Here is a 15,693-nt window from a genome sequence, read left to right as displayed (position 1 = left end):
CCGATGCGCCGGGAGGCGCTGGAGGCGATGTGGCCCTACCTGACCGGGGAGTTCGGCAATCCCTCCAGCCAGCACTCCCTCGGTGAGCGGGCTGCGGCCGGGCTGCGGGAGGCGCGGCGATCGGTGGCCGGCGTGCTGGGCTGCCGGGCGAGCGAGGTGACGTTCACCTCCGGTGGGACCGAGGGTGCGAACCTCGCGATCAAGGGGCTCGCGCTGGCGAACCCGCGCGGCCGGCACGTGGTGACGGCGGGGATCGAGCACGAGGCGGTGCTGGCCTCGGTCGACTACCTGGCGCGCGTGCACGGCTTCGAGGTGTCTCTTGTGCCGGTGACCGAGGCGGGCGTGGTGGCACCCGAGGCGCTGCGTGAGGTGCTGCGCGCGGACACCACGCTGGTGAGCATCGCGCTGGCGAACAACGAGATCGGCACCGTGCAGGACATCCGCGCCCTGGCCGGCCTCGCCCACGAGGTGGGCGCACTGGTGCACACCGACGCGGTGCAGGCCGCCGGATGGCTCGACCTCGACGTGAGCGCACTCGGCGTGGACGCGCTGTCGATCTCCGGGCACAAGGTGGGTGCCGGCAAGGGCATCGGCGCCGTGTTCCTGCGTGGACGCCTCGCCGTGGAGCCGGTGCTGCACGGCGGCGGGCAGGAACGCGAGCGCCGCTCCGGTACTGAGAACGTGGCCGGGGCGGTGGCGCTCGGGGTGGCGCTGGCGCGCGTCGAGTCCGAGCGGGCCGAGCGGGCGGCCGGTCTCGGGCCCGCCATGGCCGCCTTCACCGCCGAGATTCTCGAGCAGGTGCCGACGGCGCAGCTCACCGGCGTCCCGCCCGCCCGGGCGGGCTCGCAGCAGGGGGCCTCGCAACGAGAGGCGACCTCCGCCGTCGGGCGGCTGCCGAACCATGCCTCCTTCTGCTTCCCCGGGGTCTCGGGCGAGGCGGTGCTGCTGGAGCTGGAACGGCGCGGGGTGATCAGCTCGAGCGGGTCGGCCTGCGCCGCGGGGTCCGACGAGGCCTCGCACGTGCTGCTCGCGTGCGGGATCGAGGCCGAGGTCGCGCAGACGTCCGTGCGCTTCACCGCGGGGCAGGACGTGACGCCGGCCGAGCTGGAGCAGGTGGCGGCGCTGGTGGCCGAGGCGGTGGCCGCCGTCGGGAGCTAACTCGCTGACGGGCCCGGCGAGTTGCCGCGAATCGTCGCTTGGTCCGGCGTCGAAGCGACGATTCGAGGCAACTCGCGGCAGGCACGGTCCGGGCGGCGCCGGTCCACGGGCGGTGCCCGGATGGCGCCCCCTCCACAGCCCCCGCTCCCGCAGAGCCTGGTCACCGGCTGCCCCGGCCACGCTCGGGGCATGCGCACACCCGAGCCGCTCCCGGACTCCTTGCACAGCGAACTGTTCACCGTGCGCAGCGCGCTCGCCGCCGGGGTCGGCGCCGAACGTCTCCGCCGCAGCGATCTGGAGGCGCCGTTCCCCGGGGTGCGCGTACCGGCGAAGGACGCGCTGAGCCTGCACGAACGATGTCTCGCCTACCAGGTGCTACGGCCGGACACCCTCGTCTCCCATCACACCGCGGCCACGCTCCACGGCCTGCCCGCCCCCTGGCCGCGCGGCGATCGGCTCGACATGGCGGTGATCGCGCCGGCCCGCGCGCCCCGGGGCAGCCGGATCCGGGGGCACAGACTCGATCCCCGGCTCACGCGAGTGCGCGTGGCACGAGGGGCCCGGGTCGCTTCTGCGCTGAGCGTGTGGCTCCAGCTCGCCGGAACACAGTCGATGTGGGACCTGGTGGTCGTCGGCGACGCCCTCCTGCGCCGCAAGCGACCGCTGGCCACCGCCGCGGCACTGACCGAGGCCGTCGAGGCGCACCACGGCCGTCGCGGCCATCGGACTCTGACTCGTGCGGCGCGTCTCGTGCGAGCCGGGACCGATTCGCCACGGGAGACCAGACTGCGACTCTCCCTCCTCGCGGCGGGGCTGCCCGAGCCGGAGGTGAACAAGGAGCTGTTCGACGACCGGGGCCGGTTCCTCGCCCGTGCCGACCTCGTCTACCGGGCAGAGCGGGTCATCGTGGAGTACGACGGCGACCACCACCGCACCGACCGGCGCCAATACGAGCGCGACATCGACCGGCTGAACGCTCTCGCGGAAGCGGGCTGGCTGGTCATCCGCGTGAACCGGTCGCACGGCGGAACCAGGCTCTCGTCGGTGATCGAGCAGGTCGGACGGGCACTGCGCAGCCGCGGCCGGCGGCCCGGCGACGCGGCCGGCCGCCCCGCGTTGCCCCGATCTGTCGGCTGAGTCCGGGCCGAAGCGACAGATCGGGGCAACGCGCGGTCTTGCCTAGGTGTAAACGAACGTTTACGCTGGTCAGCATGGACACCGACGGGACGGACCCGGGCACGACGCCCGAGCGGATCCTCGCCGCTGCCGTGCGCCGGTTCGGCATCGACGGGTTCACCGTGGGCCTGCGCGAGATCGGCGCCGAGGCCGGAGTCAGCGCCGCCCTGGTGATCCGGCACTACGGCTCGAAGGACGCTCTCCGGGCGGCGTGCGACGAGCACGTGCTCGCCGAGATCCGCCGCATCAAGCTCACCGCCGTGGCCGCCGACAACCGCAGCCTGCTCGAGCAGCTCGCCCACATGGACGAGTACGCCCCGCTCACCGGCTACGTGGTCGCCAGCCTCATCGACGGCGGCACCCTCGCCCGGCAGCTGATCGATCACATGGTCGCGGACGCAATCGACTACCTGGCCGAGGGCGAGCGCACCGGGATGATCCGGCCCAGCCGCGACCCGCAGGCCCGGGCCCGCTACCTCACGCACGCCGGGCTGGGGGCATTGCTGCTGCGCATCCGGCTCGCGGACGAGGGCGGGCCCCGTGACCCGGTCGCGACCATGCGCGCGTTCATGGACGAGGCGATGCTGCCCGCCCTGGAGCTCTACACCCACGGCGTCTTCGCCGACAGCCGGATCCTCGAGGCCGTCCTCGGTGCCGGCTACGGCACCGGCGAGGGCGGGCAGAGCACGCCGCCGCACGACGTGGCCCCGGACCCACCCGAGGACGACTGAGGCGCCCCGGCGCGCCACAGCCCACCTCGTTCCCACCCTTCCCTGGAGGCCCGCGATGACCGACGTCATCACCATCGACAATCTCGTCAAGAGCTACGGCCGCGTCCGTGCCCTCGACGGCCTGGACCTGTCCGTCGCACCCGGCGAGGTGCACGGGCTGCTCGGCCCCAACGGTGCCGGCAAGACGACCACGATCCGCATCCTGCTGGGCCTGCTGCGCCCCACCTCGGGCACGGCGCGGCTGTTCGGGCAGGACCCGGCGGCCGACGCTGTCGCCCTGCACCGCCGCCTGGCCTACGTGCCCGGTGACGTGGAGCTGTGGCCCACCCTCACCGGCGGCGAGGCGATCGACGTCTTCACCCGGCTACGAGGCGGCGCCGACCGCCGCCTGGTGGAGTCCCTGGCCGACCGCTTCGACCTCGACCTACGCAAGAAAGGACGCACCTACTCCAAGGGCAACCGGCAGAAGGTGGCGCTCGTGGCCGCCCTCGCCAGCCGGGTCGACCTGCTCGTCCTGGACGAGCCGACGGCGGGGCTCGACCCCCTCATGGAAGCCGTCTTCCAGGAGTGCATCAGTGAGGCGAAGGCCGCCGGCACCTCCGTGCTGCTCTCCAGCCACATCCTCGCCCAGGTCGAGGTGCTCGCCGACCGGGTCTCCATCGTGCGCGCCGGCCGGACGATCGAGACCGGCACCCTCGCCGAGCTGCGTCACCTGACCCGCACCTCGGTCACCGTCTCCACCGAACAGCCGGCGGACGGGCTGGCCGGACTGGCCGGGGTGCACAGCCTCACCACCGAGGACGGCCAGACCCGCTTCGAGGTCGACGGCGAGCACGTCCCGGTGGTGCTGCAGCACCTCGCTCCCCTCGGCGTGCGTTCGATCGTGGCGCATCCGCCCACCCTCGAGCAGCTGCTGCTACGCCACTACGGCAGCGCCGCGAGCAGCCCGGCCCCGCAGGCGAGCCCGCGATGACCACGATGAGCACAGTCAGCACCCGCACCCAGGCACCGTCGGGCCCCTTCACCGGGACGGCAGCCCTGCTGCGCTTCATGCTCCGCCGCGACCGCATCCGGCTACCCGCCTGGGTGCTCGGGATCGGCATCTTCGTGCCGTACTTCTTCACCGCCTTCGAGACGCTCTTCCCCTCCGAGGCCGAGCTCGCCGAGCTCAGTGCCTTCACCTCCGGCCCGATGATCGGGCTCCTCGGCGGGCCCGGATACGGCCTCGGTGAGGACCTGAGCTACGTCACCTTCTTCACGGCGATCTACGTCGTCTACTTCATGCTGGCGGCGGCGCTGATGAACATCCTGCTCGTCTCCCGGCACACGCGGGTGGAGGAGCAGACCGGCCGCGCCGAGCTGATCCGGGCCAACGTGGTCGGACGGTACGCCCCGCTCACCGCCACCCTGATCATGGCGGTGGCCGGCAACATCGGGGTCACGCTGGTGATGCTGGGCGGTCTGCTCGCCTTCGAGGCCCCCGCCTCGGGTGCGCTGCTGGTGGCCGCCGGGGTCGGCGCCTTCGGGATGGTCTTCGCCGGCGTGGCCTTCGTCTCGGCACAGGTGAGCGAGTACTCCCGGGTGAGCAGCGCCATCGCCGGGGCGGTCCTCGGCGGCACCTACGTCCTGCGGGCCGTCGGGGACATGACCGGCGAGCACGGGAACGCGCTCTCCTGGGTGACCCCGTACGCGTGGTCGCAGCAGACCCGGGCGTTCGTGGACGAACGCTGGTGGCCGCTGGCGATCTCCGCCGTCGTGTCGGTGGCGTTGATCCTGCTCGCCTACCGGCTCTCCGACCGGCGCGACCTCGGCGCCGGGCTCCGTGCCTCCCGGCGGGGCCGGGCAGCGGCCCCGCGCTGGGTGAGCAATCCGCTCACGCTGGCGCTGCGGCTGCACCGCGGGTCCGTCCGAGGATGGGCGATCGGCCTGCTGATCGCCGGCCTGGTGTACGGGAGCACGACCGGCCCGTTCGTCGACTCCTTCGCGGACATGACGGGCACGATGGGCGAGATGTTCACCGCCGGCCCGGACCCGGTGCTCGGCTACCTGAACACGCTGGCGGTGATGATGGTGATCGCTGTGGCCGTCTTCGCGCTGCTGTCGTTGCTGCGGGTGCGGGCCGAGGAGCTGGACGGGCGCGCCGAGCCGGTCCTGGCCACCGCGGTCAGCAAGCCAATGTGGCTGGCCGGGCACGTGGTGGTCACCGCCGCCGCGTCCGTGCTGCTGCTGGTGCTGGCGTGCGCGGCGATGGGCGTGACCGCCGCGGCGAGCACCGGGGACTGGTCGCTGCTGGGCGAGCTGACCGTGGCCGGGCTGGTGGGCGCGCCCGCGGTGCTGGTCGTCGTCGGGCTGGTGACGGCCCTGTACGGCCTGTCCCCGCGGTTGCTCCCGGTGGCGACCGTACTCGTGACGTTCAGCGGGCTGGCTGCCTTCTTCGGCGAGATGCTGGACCTGCCGCCGGCGCTGCTGGCGATCTCACCGTGGCATCACACCCCGGCCGTGCCCGGTGCGGCGATCACCGCGGCCCCGCTGCTCATCCAGACCCTCGTCGCGCTCGTGCTTGCGATGATCGGACTGGCAGCGTTCCGCCGTCGCGACCTGGTCACCACGTGAGACCTCAGGACCGTGCCGCCACCGTCGCCGCGGCGGCGACGGTGGCATCCGGGGCGATCACCGCATCGATCAGTTCGCCCACCCAGGTCAGCAGTGCCTGGTCGCGTAGCGGCTGCCCGCCCACGCGTGAGGTCATCGGCGTGGGCACGAGGATGGTGCGGACGGCCGGCTTGAGCACCGTGCCCGGGAACAGCCGCTTGAGCCGCAGCTGGGCCGACTCGGCGAGCTCGACCGGGGCGAACCGGATGAACTTGCCCTGGGCGGTGATGTCGGCCAGGCCCGCGGCGCGGGCCTTCACCCGCAGTCCGGCGACGGCGAACAACCGCTCCACCGGTTCGGGCACCGGACCGTAGCGGTCCACCAGCTCCTCGCGGACGGCGTCGATCGCCGTCTGGTCGCCCGCCTGGGAGAGCTTGGTGTAGGCCTCCAGCCGGAGCCGTTCGTGGGCGATGTAGTCGTGCGGGACGTGGGCATCGATCGGCAGCTCGACCTTGAGGTCGGCCAGCTCCTGTGGCTCCTCACCTTTGTACGAGGCGACGGCCTCGGAGACCATCCGTACGTACAGGTCGAAGCCGACACCGGCGATGTGGCCGGACTGCTCCCCGCCCAGCAGGTTGCCCGCGCCACGAATCTCCAGGTCTTTCATCGCCACCTGGATCCCGGCGCCGAGATCGGTGTGCGCCGCGATCGTCTGCAGCCGCTCGTGGGCGGTCTCGGTGAGCGGCTTCTCCGGCGGGTAGAGGAAGTAGGCGTAGGCCCGTTCGCGCCCGCGGCCCACCCGGCCGCGGAGCTGGTGCAGCTGGGACAGACCGAAGTTGTCGGCACGTTCGACGATCAGGGTGTTGGCGTTGGAGATGTCCAGCCCGGTCTCGACGATCGTGGTGCACACCAGCACGTCGAACCGCTTCTCCCAGAAGTCGACGATCACGCGCTCCAGCTCGTGCTCGTTCATCTTCCCGTGCGCCACCGCGATCCGGGCGTCGGGGACGAGCTCACGCAGCCGCGCGGCCGCCCGGTCGATGGACTCCACGCGGTTGTGGACGTAGAACACCTGGCCCTCACGCAGCAGCTCGCGCCGGATCGCGGCCGTGATCTGCCGCTCGGCGTAGGCACCGACGTAGGTCAGGACCGGGTGCCGCTCCTCCGGTGGGGTGGCGAGGGTGGACATCTCGCGGATGCCGGTGACCGCCATCTCCAGGGTGCGCGGGATGGGCGTGGCGGACATGGCGAGCACGTCCACGTTGGTGCGCAGCTGCTTGAGGGTCTCCTTGTGCTCGACGCCGAAGCGCTGCTCCTCGTCGACCACGACCAGCCCGAGGTTCTTGAAGCGCACCTCACCGGTGATGAGCCGGTGCGTGCCGATCACCACGTCGACGGCGCCGGTGCGCACCCCCTCGCGCACCGCCTCGGCCTCGGCGGCGCTCTGGAAGCGGGAGAGCGACTTCACGGTCACCGGGAAGCCGGTGTAGCGCTCGCTGAAGGTGTCCAGGTGCTGCTGCACCAGCAGCGTGGTGGGCACCAGCACGGCCACCTGCTTGCCGTCCTGCACGGCCTTGAACGCGGCGCGCACCGCGATCTCGGTCTTGCCGTAGCCGACGTCGCCGGAGATGAGACGGTCCATCGGGACCGGCTTCTCCATGTCGGCCTTGACCTCCTCGATGCTGGAGAGCTGGTCCGGGGTCTCCACGAAGGCGAAGGCATCCTCGAGCTCGCGCTGCCACGGGGTGTCGGGGGCGAAGGCGTGCCCCTCGGTGGCCATCCGCGCCGAGTACAGGCGGATCAGCTCGCCGGCGATCTCCTTGATCGCGCGGCGCGCACGGCCCTTGGTCTTGGCCCAGTCCGAGCCGCCCATCTTGTTCAGGCTGGGCGACTCGCCACCGGTGTACTTGGTGACCTGGTCCAGGGAGTCGGTGGGGACGAACAGCCGGTCCCCCGGGTGCCCCCGCTTGGAGGCGGCGTACTCGATGACCATGTACTCGCGGGTGACGGCGGACTTGCCCACGCCGACGGTGCGCTGGATCAGCTCGACGAACCGGCCCACTCCGTGCTGCTCGTGCACCACGTGGTCCCCGGGCCGCAGCGCCAGCGGGTCGACCACATTGCGGCGCTTGGAGGGCATCGTGCGCATGTCGCGGGTGGAGGTGCCGGGTCGGCCGGTCAGGTCCGCCTCGGTGAAGACCGCGAGGCGCAGCTCCTCGGCCACGAATCCGCGCCCGATGCTGGCCGTGGTCACCAGCACCACGCCCGACGGCGGAAGGTCCGGGTCCTCGCCCTCCCTCGCCTCGGGCCCGGCCGGGGTGATCTCGGCGACCAGCCGGGCGGGGACGTCGGCCTCGAGGAGCTGTTCGACCATCCGGCGCGCCGGGCCGGCACCCTCGGTGACGAGCACGAGGCGCCAGGACTGGGTGGTGAGCTCCTTGAGGTCGGCGACCGCGCGTGCGGTCTCGCCCCGGTAGCCGTGGACGTCCCGGCTGCGCACGACCACGGATGCCTCGGCGTCGTCGTCGGCACCATCGGTCTCCCCCGCCGGATCAGCGGCCTCGGCGAGCTCCGCCAGTTCGGCGTCGGTGGCGAAGCCGCCGACGGCCCACCAGCCGAGGCCACGGCGGCGGGCGATGTCGCGGGTATCGGCCAGGGTGGCGAAGCTGGCGCCGGAGAGATCGATCGGGGTGTTGGCCCCGGCGGCCGCGGAGGTCCAGGCGGCGGCGAGGAACTCCTCGGTGGTCGCCACCAGATCGTGCGCGCGGCGGCGGATGCGTTCGGGGTCGTGCAGGATGAGCAGGGCGTCGTCGGGGACCAGGTCGAGGAAGGGCACCATCTCCTCGACCAGCACCGGGGCCAGGGATTCCATCCCATCCACGGCGATGCCCTGGCTGAGCTTCTCCAGCATCTCGGCGGCGCCGGGGAGCGTGGGCATCAGCGCAGCGGCACGCGCACGCACGGCCTCGGTCAGCAGGATCTCCCGGGTGGGGGGCGCCCACATACCGTCCTCGCTGACCTCCAGGGAGCGCTGGTCGGCAGCGGAGAACCAGCGGATCTCCTCGACGTCATCACCCCAGAACTCGATGCGCTGCGGGTGGGCCTCGGTGGGCGCGAACACGTCCAGCAGCCCGCCCCGGACGGCGAACTCGCCCCGGCGCTCGACCATGTCCACCCGGGTGTAGGCGGCGGCGACGAGCCGCTCGACGACCTCCTCCATCGGAGCCGTGTCGCCCGGACGCAGCGCGACCGGCTCGAGGTCGCCCAGGCCGGCGACCACCGGCTGCAGCATCGCGCGCACGGGAACGATCAGCACCCTGATCGGGGCGCCCGACCCCGCTGCTCCCCCGGCGTGGTCACCGACGGCGTCGGGGTGGGCCAGCCGGCGGAGCACAGCGATGCGGCGCGCGACCGTGTCGCTGCGGGGAGAGAGCCGCTCGTGGGGCAAGGTCTCCCACGCCGGGAACACCGCGACCCCGGCGGGGTCGAGATAGGCGCCGAGCGCAGCGGCGAGCTCGTCCCCCTCCCGCCCGGTCGCGACGGTCACCACGAGGGTTCGGCCACCGCGGGCAGCCAATTCGGCGAGCATCGGGGCGCGGGCGCCCACGGAAGCAGTGATGTCGAGGGTCCCGCGGGTGGAGACCGCCTCGACGAGCTCGCGGACGCCGTCGTCGGCACGGAAGGCGGAGAGCACGCCGGTCAAAGTCATGAGTGGTCGGTCCCGAGGCAGGCAGCACGAACGGCCCGCCACCGGCTTCTGAGCCGGGCGGCGGGTTGCTGGTTCACTCTACTCTCGCCTGCCGACAGGGCGCTCGCGCGCCCATCACCGGGACGAGGTAGGGAGCGTGGCGAACGGCACAGGTTACCGAGAAGCTCAGGGCCGGGGCGCGTGCCACCGGGTCTGCGCGTACTCCAGCCCGTGGGCGACGAGATCGGCGACGGCGTCGGCCGCGTCCACCAGGGTCAGTGCCACGTCGTCACGCTCGGTCGAGGCGAAGTCGCGCAGCACGTAGTCGGCCGGGTCCATCCGCCCGGGCGGGCGGCCGATCCCGACGCGCAGCCGCAGGTAGTCCCGGGTGCCGAGCGCCTGCGAGATCGACTTCAGGCCGTTGTGACCGCCCTCACCGCCGCCCTGCTTCAGTCGCAGGGTGGACAGGGGCAGATCCAGCTCGTCGTGGACGACGAGCAACCGGGCCGGCTCCACGTCATAGAACCGCATCAGCGCGGCGACGGGCTTGCCGGAGACGTTCATGTAGCTCGCCGGCTTCGCGAGCACCACCCGTGGGCCAGGGGCCCCGGACGCCACCGTCCCGAGCCGGCCGTCGAGGACGGCGGCCCGGGACCGGTGGGTGACGAAACTGCCCGGGACGTCCCGGGCGAGGGTCTCGAGCACCATGTGCCCGACGTTGTGCCGGTTCCCGGCGTAGGTGGGCCCGGGGTTGCCCAGGCCCACCACCAGCCAGGGTCCGTCGGTCATCGCGTGCTCGACCTGGGACTCAGGACTCGTCCGAGGGCTCCGCGCTCTCCTCGGCAGCAGCCTCGGTGGCGCCCTCCTCGGACTCCTCGTCCTCGCTGGGCTCCTCACGCGGCACGTAGACGACCACGACCGGGGTCTCCGGGTCGGTCTCGAGCGTGCTGCCCTCGGGCAGGGTGAGGTCACCGGCGCGGACGATGTCGCCGTCCTCGAGCCCCTCGACGGAGACCGAGACGTACTCGGGCAGGTGCGTGGCCTCGGCCTCGAGGCTGATCGTGGAGGCCTCGAGGACGTAGCTGGTGCCCGAGGCGGTCTCGCCCTCGGCGTGCACGGCCACGTCGACGACGACCTTCTCGCCGCGGCGCACGAGGATGAGGTCGACGTGCTCGAGGGTCCAGCGCACCGGGTGACGCTGGATGTCACGCGGCAGCGCCAGCTCGGTGTCGCCGTCGATCTGCAGCGTGAGCAGGGCGTTCGGGTTGTCCTTGAGGATCAGCCAGGTCTCGTGCGTGGGCAGGGACAGGTGCACCGGGTCGGTGCCGTGACCGTAGAGCACGGCCGGGGTCAGGCCCTGGCGGCGGGTGCGGCGGGCCGCGCCCTTGCCGAAGTCGGAGCGGACGGACGCCGAGACGCGGTTCTCGTTGCTAGCCATGGATCTCTCTCGCAGACGGTGGTGGGTGGGCACGCCGGGCGGACGACAGCCAGCGAACGCACCTCACGGGTCTGGCCCGTCGGGGATCCGCCGCGTCGATCACGGGTGGGAGACTTCCCACCCCTCGCCGAGGCAACCGCCACAGACTACCGGAACATCCCCGCGGTGGGGAACCGCCGGCCTCAGACGTTGCCGTCGAAGAGGGAGGTGACCGAGCCGTCGTCGAAGACCTCGCGGATCGCGCGCGCGAGCAGCGGGGCGATCGAGAGCACCTTGAGCTGCTCGAAGTGCTTGTCGGCCGGGATGGGCAGCGTGTCCGTGATCACCACCTCGCGGGCTCCGGACTCGCTCAGCCGGCGCACCGCCGGGTCCGAGAGGACGCCGTGGGTGGCCGCGACGATGACGCTCTTGGCGCCGGCGGCCATCAGCACCTTCGCCGCCTCGGCGATCGTGCCCCCGGTGTCGATCAGGTCGTCCACGAGGACGCAGTCACGGCCCTCGACGTCACCCACCACCCGGTTGGCGACCGCCTGGTTGGGCCGGGTGATGTCGCGCGTCTTGTGCACGAACGCCAGCGGCACCCCGCCGAGCTTGGCGGCCCACTGCTCGGCCACGCGGATCCGGCCGGCGTCGGGGGAGACCACGGCCGCGTTGCCCAGGTCCACCCGGGTGCGCACGTAGTCGGTCAGGATCGGCATGGCCCACAGGTGATCGACGGGGCCGTTGAAGAAGCCCTGCGTCTGCGCGGCGTGCAGGTCCACGCTCATCAGCCGGTCGGCCCCGGCGGTGGCGAACATGTCCGCCATCAGCCGCGCGGAGATGGGCTCGCGGCCGCGGTGCTTCTTGTCCTGGCGGGCGTAGCCGTAGAAGGGGATGACGGCCGTCACCTGCTTGACCGACGCACGCTTGAGGGCGTCGACCATCAACAGCTGCTCCATGATCCACTCGTTGATCGGCGCCGTGTGCGACTGCAGGACGAAGGCGTCCGCGCCACGCACGCTCTCGGCGAAGCGGACGTAGATCTCACCGTTGGCGAAGTCGTAGAGGGTGGTCGGCACGACCTCGATACCCAGCTCGTCGGCCACCGCCTGGGCGAGCTCGGGGTGGGCGCGGCCGGAGACCAGCACCAGTCGCTTCTCGCCGTGGCTGGTGATACCTGTCATCGTCTGGGTGCTCCTCATGGCGGGTGTCTCAGCTCGGGTCGGTGGTGTCGGAGTGTGCATGCCGGCGTCGCTCCTCGGCCTGCGCCTGCGCGGAGTACTGCTCTCCGAGCGCGCGCTCGGCCGCCTCGGCGGCGGGGGTACCGGGGCGCCGGTCGATGGTCCACCCCTCGATGTTGCGCTGGCTGCCGGTGGTGACAGCCAGCGCGCCCGGCGGGATGTCCCGGCGCACGACCGTCCCGGCGCCGGTGTAAGCACCGTCCCCGACGCGCACGGGTGCGACGAACATGTTGTCGGCGCCGGTGCGGGCGAAGGAACCGATCACCGTCCGGTGCTTGGCCACGCCGTCGTAGTTGACGGTGACGCTCGCCGCGCCGACGTTGGTCTCCTCGCCGATCGTGGCATCGCCGATGTAGGACAGGTGCGGCACCTTCGATCCGGCCCCGATCTGGGCGTTCTTCACCTCCACGAACGCTCCGAGCTTGCCGCGCTCCCCCAGCTCGAGGCCGGGGCGGACATAGGTGTACGGCCCGACCGTGGCGTCGTGGCCGATGCGGCCGCCGGAACCGTGCGTGCGGGTCACCGTCGCGTTCTCGCCGATCTCGACGTCGGTGAGGGTGGTGTCGGGGCCGATGACGCTGCCCGTGCCCACGGCGGTGCTGCCGTGCAGCTGGGTACCCGGCAGGATCGTGACATCGGCGCTGAGGCGGACGTCGCCGTCGATCCAGGTGGTGGCCGGATCGACCACCGTGACCCCGGCACGCATCCAGTCATGAACGATCCGGCGGTTGAGCTCGGCTCCCAGGGTGGCCAGCTGAACCCGGTCGTTGACCCCCTCGACCAGCATCGGGTCCTCGGTGACCATGGCGCGCACGTTGCCGCCCTGCCGGCGCGCCAGTGCGATCACATCGGTCAGGTAGACCTCGCCCTGGTCGTTGTCGCGGTCGACCTCGGCCAGCGCGGCGCGCAGCACACCGGAGTCCATCACGTAGACGCCGGAGTTCATCTCCTTGATGGCCAGCTCCTCGGCGGTGGCATCGCGGTGCTCGACGATCCTGGCGATCTGGCCCTCGTCGTCGCGCACCACCCGGCCGTACCCGGTGGGGTCGGCCAGGATGGTGGTCAGGACCGTGATCGCGTTGCTCTCGGCTGCGTGCGCCGCCACCAGGCGCCCGAGGGTCTCACCGTCGAGCAGCGGCACGTCACCGGCGAGGATGACCACGGGCCCGCTGATCCCGTCGGCGGCAGGCGCCGTCTCGCCCCCGGCCAGCTGCGAGGACTGCACGGCCGCGTCCAGCGTGTGCAGCGCGCACTCGACGGCCCGGCCGGTGCCGGGCACCTCGTCCTGGTCCGCGATCAGCACCGCGGACTCCAGCTCGCGGGCGTGGGAGGCCACCTGCTCACGCTCGTGGCGGACCACGACGGCGATCCGCTCCGGACGTAGCGAGGTCGCCGCGTGGAGCACGTGCCCGAGGAGGGACCGGCCGGCCAGGCGATGCAGGACCTTCGGCGTCGCGGACTTCATCCGGGTGCCCTGGCCTGCGGCGAGGATGATCACGGCAGCGGGTGGCGTCAGGCTCACGCCGACCACTCTAACGGCTCATCCTGGGCCCGCCGCGCGGTCGAAGGAGCACGCTCCGACCGCCCGCCCGGGGCCGGGCTCCGCCCCCAGGATTCGAACCCGGACCACACGGCACCAAAGGCCGGCGTGCTGCCATTACACCAGGGCGGACCGTCCGCGCGCGCCGGTGCACGGACCCGGCAGAGAGCATACCTGCGTGCGTCGGCCCCGGCCGCCCGCGGCCGCTGGCCGAGCCGGCAGGGCATGATGGACGGGTGAGCGAACCCGCACGACGCCCCAGGACCCGGATGACCGGCCACGAGCGCCGTGAGCAACTGCTGGCCGTCTCGCGGCCACTGTTCGCCGAGAAGGGCTTCGAGGGCACCAGCGTCGAGGAGATCGCCGCCCGGGGCGGGGTGTCCAAGCCGGTCGTCTACGAGCACTTCGGCGGGAAGGAAGGGATCTACGCGGTCATCGTGGACCGCGAGGTGGCCATCCTGCTGACGGCACTCACCGGGTCGCTCCGCGAAGGCGGCCACCCGCGTGTGATCGTCGAACGCACCGCCCTGGCGCTGCTGGAGTACATCGAGAGCCACACCGACGGCTTCCGCATCCTCGTGCGCGACTCCCCCGTGGCCCAGGCCACGGGCACGTTCTCCTCCCTGATCGGCGACGTCGCGACGCAGGTCGAGGAGGTCCTCGCGCCGCAGTTCGAGCGCCAGGGCTTCGATCCTGCCACCGCCCCGATGTACGCCCAGATGCTCGTCGGGATGATCGCGCTGACCGGCCAGTGGTGGCTGGAGACGCGCGCACCCGGCAAGCACGAGGTGGCCGCCCACCTGGTCAACCTGTCGTGGAACGGGCTGCGCTCGCTGGAGTCCGAGCCCCGGCTCACCCGGGCCGCGATGCGCCCGCACGCCGGTTCCGCCCGGACCACGGAAGGCGACCGGACCCGGTCTCTCGATGTCGAGTAATCTCGGGGGCATGGCCGCGGTGGATGAAGTCGACCGGATCGTCGAGGCGTGGGTCCGCGAGCGCCCCGATCTCGACATCGCGCCGCTGCGGATCTTCTCCCGCATCTCGCGCCTGTCCCGGCTGCTCGATCTGGCGCGGCGGTCGGCCTTCAGCCGGCACGGGCTGGAGGTGTGGGAGTTCGACGTGCTCTCGGCGCTGCGCCGGTCGGGGCCTCCGTACGAGCTCACCCCCGGCAACCTGATCGGCCAGATGCTGGTCTCCTCCGGCACCATGACCAACCGGATCGACCGGCTCGTGCTGCACTCGCTGGTGGTGCGCACCGCCGATGCGACCGACCGGCGGGTGGTCCGGGTGCGGCTGACCGATCAGGGGCGTGACGTCGTCGACGCCGCCATGGAGGACCTGCTGGCCCGCGAGGCCGAGCTCCTCAGTGCCCTGGCGGAGGGCGAGGACGAGGATCTCGCCCGGATCCTGCGCAGCCTGCTCACCCAGATCGAGGACTGACCGCGGCGATCATCCGGGCCAGCTCGCGAGGTCTGCTCACCATCGGCCAGTGCCCGGAGTCGATGTCGACCGCCTCCAGGTGATGGGCGTTCGCCAGCTCGGGCACGTCGCCGGAGCCGACCCAGTCGCGCAGGTCCTGCGGGCTGAACTCGGGGCAGATCTCGACCACCGGGACGTCGAAGCGCCGCTTGTCGTGCCAGCGGACCTCGGCCCGGGCCACCGCGGCGGGCACAGGGAGGGCGAGCTGTTCGAGCCGGGCGCGTGCTGCGTCGTCGAGATCGGCGGAGTCCGGGCCCTCGAAGGGCCCCCACCCCGGGAAGGCCATGACGCCGTCGGCCACGGGGAAGAAGTCCGCGTAGGCGGACTCCTGGGTGGCGGGGAAGCCGCCGATCAGCACCACGCCGGAGACGGTCTCGGGCCGGCGGTCCGCCGCCAGCCACGCCAGGGTCGAGGCCGCGGAGTGCCCGACCACGAGGGGTTCACTCGCGGAGTCGACCGCCGCCAGCACGGCGGAGAGCTGGTCCTCCAGGGTGGCCCCGCGGTCGCCGTCCTCGACCCCGGGCAGCTCGGGAGCGAGGGGGCGGTGGCCGAGCGCGCGCAGTTCGGCGGCGGTGTCGTCCCAGACCGAGCTCGGCAGCCACAGCCCGGCGATCAGAATGATGTCCATGCGATCCTCCTGTCGTTGATCGCACGGTAGACCCCCGGTGGGA

General features: G+C 72.3%; 13 protein-coding genes and 1 tRNA gene. 7 read left to right on the top strand and 7 right to left on the bottom strand.

The features are described 5' to 3' along the window. Nucleotides 1-3 precede the first annotated feature (3 nt). From LQF12_RS04185 to LQF12_RS04165, 5 genes are all read left to right on the top strand, one after another. Entirely contained in the window at nt 4-1,158 is a 1,155-nt protein-coding gene (locus LQF12_RS04185) for a cysteine desulfurase family protein (RefSeq protein WP_231055503.1), read from the top strand. 189 nt (nt 1,159-1,347) lie between these two features. After that, the gene (locus LQF12_RS04180; RefSeq protein WP_231054742.1) at nt 1,348-2,295 is read left to right on the top strand and encodes an endonuclease domain-containing protein; all 948 of its coding nucleotides are present in this window, start codon (nt 1,348-1,350) and stop codon (nt 2,293-2,295) included. A 74-nt stretch (nt 2,296-2,369) separates the two neighbouring features. Continuing rightward, nucleotides 2,370-3,065, top strand: coding sequence for a TetR/AcrR family transcriptional regulator (locus LQF12_RS04175; protein WP_231054741.1), 696 nt, complete (start codon nt 2,370-2,372; stop codon nt 3,063-3,065). Nucleotides 3,066-3,120: 55 nt separating this feature from the next. Beyond that, the gene (locus LQF12_RS04170; protein ID WP_231054740.1) at nt 3,121-4,038 is read left to right on the top strand and encodes an ABC transporter ATP-binding protein; all 918 of its coding nucleotides are present in this window, start codon (nt 3,121-3,123) and stop codon (nt 4,036-4,038) included. Nucleotides 4,039-4,043: 5 nt separating this feature from the next. Next, nucleotides 4,044-5,678, top strand: coding sequence for an ABC transporter permease (locus tag LQF12_RS04165; protein ID WP_231054739.1), 1,635 nt, complete (start codon nt 4,044-4,046; stop codon nt 5,676-5,678). Nucleotides 5,679-5,682: 4 nt separating this feature from the next. On the opposite strand, the gene mfd is transcribed toward LQF12_RS04165, so the two are convergent. The 6 genes from mfd to LQF12_RS04135 all read right to left on the bottom strand — a co-directional run bounded on the left by mfd (nt 5,683) and on the right by LQF12_RS04135 (nt 13,675). Then, nucleotides 5,683-9,366, bottom strand: coding sequence for a transcription-repair coupling factor (mfd, locus tag LQF12_RS04160; protein WP_231054738.1), 3,684 nt, complete (start codon nt 9,364-9,366; stop codon nt 5,683-5,685). 165 nt (nt 9,367-9,531) lie between these two features. Continuing rightward, on the bottom strand, nt 9,532-10,134 hold the full coding sequence (gene pth / locus LQF12_RS04155; RefSeq protein WP_231054737.1) for an aminoacyl-tRNA hydrolase: 603 nt from the start codon (nt 10,132-10,134) through the stop codon (nt 9,532-9,534). A 19-nt stretch (nt 10,135-10,153) separates the two neighbouring features. Further along, nucleotides 10,154-10,783, bottom strand: a complete 630-nt coding sequence (locus LQF12_RS04150) for a 50S ribosomal protein L25/general stress protein Ctc (RefSeq protein ID WP_231054736.1) — start codon at nt 10,781-10,783, stop codon at nt 10,154-10,156. Nucleotides 10,784-10,965: 182 nt separating this feature from the next. Then, the gene (locus LQF12_RS04145) at nt 10,966-11,946 is read right to left on the bottom strand and encodes a ribose-phosphate diphosphokinase (protein ID WP_231054735.1); all 981 of its coding nucleotides are present in this window, start codon (nt 11,944-11,946) and stop codon (nt 10,966-10,968) included. Nucleotides 11,947-11,974: 28 nt separating this feature from the next. After that, complete coding sequence (gene glmU, locus LQF12_RS04140) at nt 11,975-13,468, bottom strand: bifunctional UDP-N-acetylglucosamine diphosphorylase/glucosamine-1-phosphate N-acetyltransferase GlmU (protein WP_231055502.1); 1,494 nt, start codon at nt 13,466-13,468, stop codon at nt 11,975-11,977. A gap of 135 nt (nt 13,469-13,603) precedes the next feature. After that, nucleotides 13,604-13,675, bottom strand: a tRNA-Gln gene (locus LQF12_RS04135). A 137-nt stretch (nt 13,676-13,812) separates the two neighbouring features. Here LQF12_RS04135 and LQF12_RS04130 point away from each other — a divergent pair. Further along, complete coding sequence (locus LQF12_RS04130; protein ID WP_231055501.1) at nt 13,813-14,478, top strand: TetR/AcrR family transcriptional regulator; 666 nt, start codon at nt 13,813-13,815, stop codon at nt 14,476-14,478. Further along, a complete protein-coding gene (locus LQF12_RS04125) occupies nt 14,468-14,983 on the top strand; it encodes a MarR family winged helix-turn-helix transcriptional regulator (RefSeq protein ID WP_231054734.1) in 516 nt (171 codons plus the stop codon). The genes LQF12_RS04130 and LQF12_RS04125 overlap by 11 nt, the downstream gene beginning before the upstream one ends. Here LQF12_RS04125 and LQF12_RS04120 read toward each other — a convergent pair. After that, nucleotides 14,964-15,650: an alpha/beta fold hydrolase gene (locus LQF12_RS04120; protein WP_231054733.1), complete on the bottom strand. Its 687-nt coding sequence runs from the start codon at nt 15,648-15,650 to the stop codon at nt 14,964-14,966. The genes LQF12_RS04125 and LQF12_RS04120 overlap by 20 nt on opposite strands. Nucleotides 15,651-15,693: the final 43 nt, after the last annotated feature.

The sequence above is a fragment of the Ruania suaedae genome, assembly GCF_021049265.1.
GTDB lineage: Bacteria > Actinomycetota > Actinomycetes > Actinomycetales > Beutenbergiaceae > Ruania > Ruania suaedae.
This window is presented reverse-complemented; position numbering and strand designations above follow the sequence as displayed.

Bases quoted from the DNA above. Each gene is read 5' to 3' on its own strand.
- LQF12_RS04165 (WP_231054739.1), top strand. From the start codon at position 4,044: ATGAGCACAGTCAGCACCCGCACCCAGGCACCGTCGGGCCCCTTCACC.
- LQF12_RS04180 (WP_231054742.1), top strand. From the start codon at position 1,348: ATGCGCACACCCGAGCCGCTCCCGGACTCCTTGCACAGCGAACTGTTC.
- glmU (WP_231055502.1), bottom strand. From the start codon at position 13,468: ATGAAGTCCGCGACGCCGAAGGTCCTGCATCGCCTGGCCGGCCGGTCC.
- LQF12_RS04145 (WP_231054735.1), bottom strand. From the start codon at position 11,946: ATGACAGGTATCACCAGCCACGGCGAGAAGCGACTGGTGCTGGTCTCC.
- LQF12_RS04150 (WP_231054736.1), bottom strand. From the start codon at position 10,783: ATGGCTAGCAACGAGAACCGCGTCTCGGCGTCCGTCCGCTCCGACTTC.
- LQF12_RS04170 (WP_231054740.1), top strand. From the start codon at position 3,121: ATGACCGACGTCATCACCATCGACAATCTCGTCAAGAGCTACGGCCGC.
- mfd (WP_231054738.1), bottom strand. From the start codon at position 9,366: ATGACTTTGACCGGCGTGCTCTCCGCCTTCCGTGCCGACGACGGCGTC.
- LQF12_RS04185 (WP_231055503.1), top strand. From the start codon at position 4: ATGCGCCGGGAGGCGCTGGAGGCGATGTGGCCCTACCTGACCGGGGAG.
- LQF12_RS04125 (WP_231054734.1), top strand. From the start codon at position 14,468: ATGTCGAGTAATCTCGGGGGCATGGCCGCGGTGGATGAAGTCGACCGG.
- pth (WP_231054737.1), bottom strand. From the start codon at position 10,134: ATGACCGACGGACCCTGGCTGGTGGTGGGCCTGGGCAACCCCGGGCCC.
- LQF12_RS04120 (WP_231054733.1), bottom strand. From the start codon at position 15,650: ATGGACATCATTCTGATCGCCGGGCTGTGGCTGCCGAGCTCGGTCTGG.
- LQF12_RS04175 (WP_231054741.1), top strand. From the start codon at position 2,370: ATGGACACCGACGGGACGGACCCGGGCACGACGCCCGAGCGGATCCTC.
- LQF12_RS04130 (WP_231055501.1), top strand. From the start codon at position 13,813: ATGACCGGCCACGAGCGCCGTGAGCAACTGCTGGCCGTCTCGCGGCCA.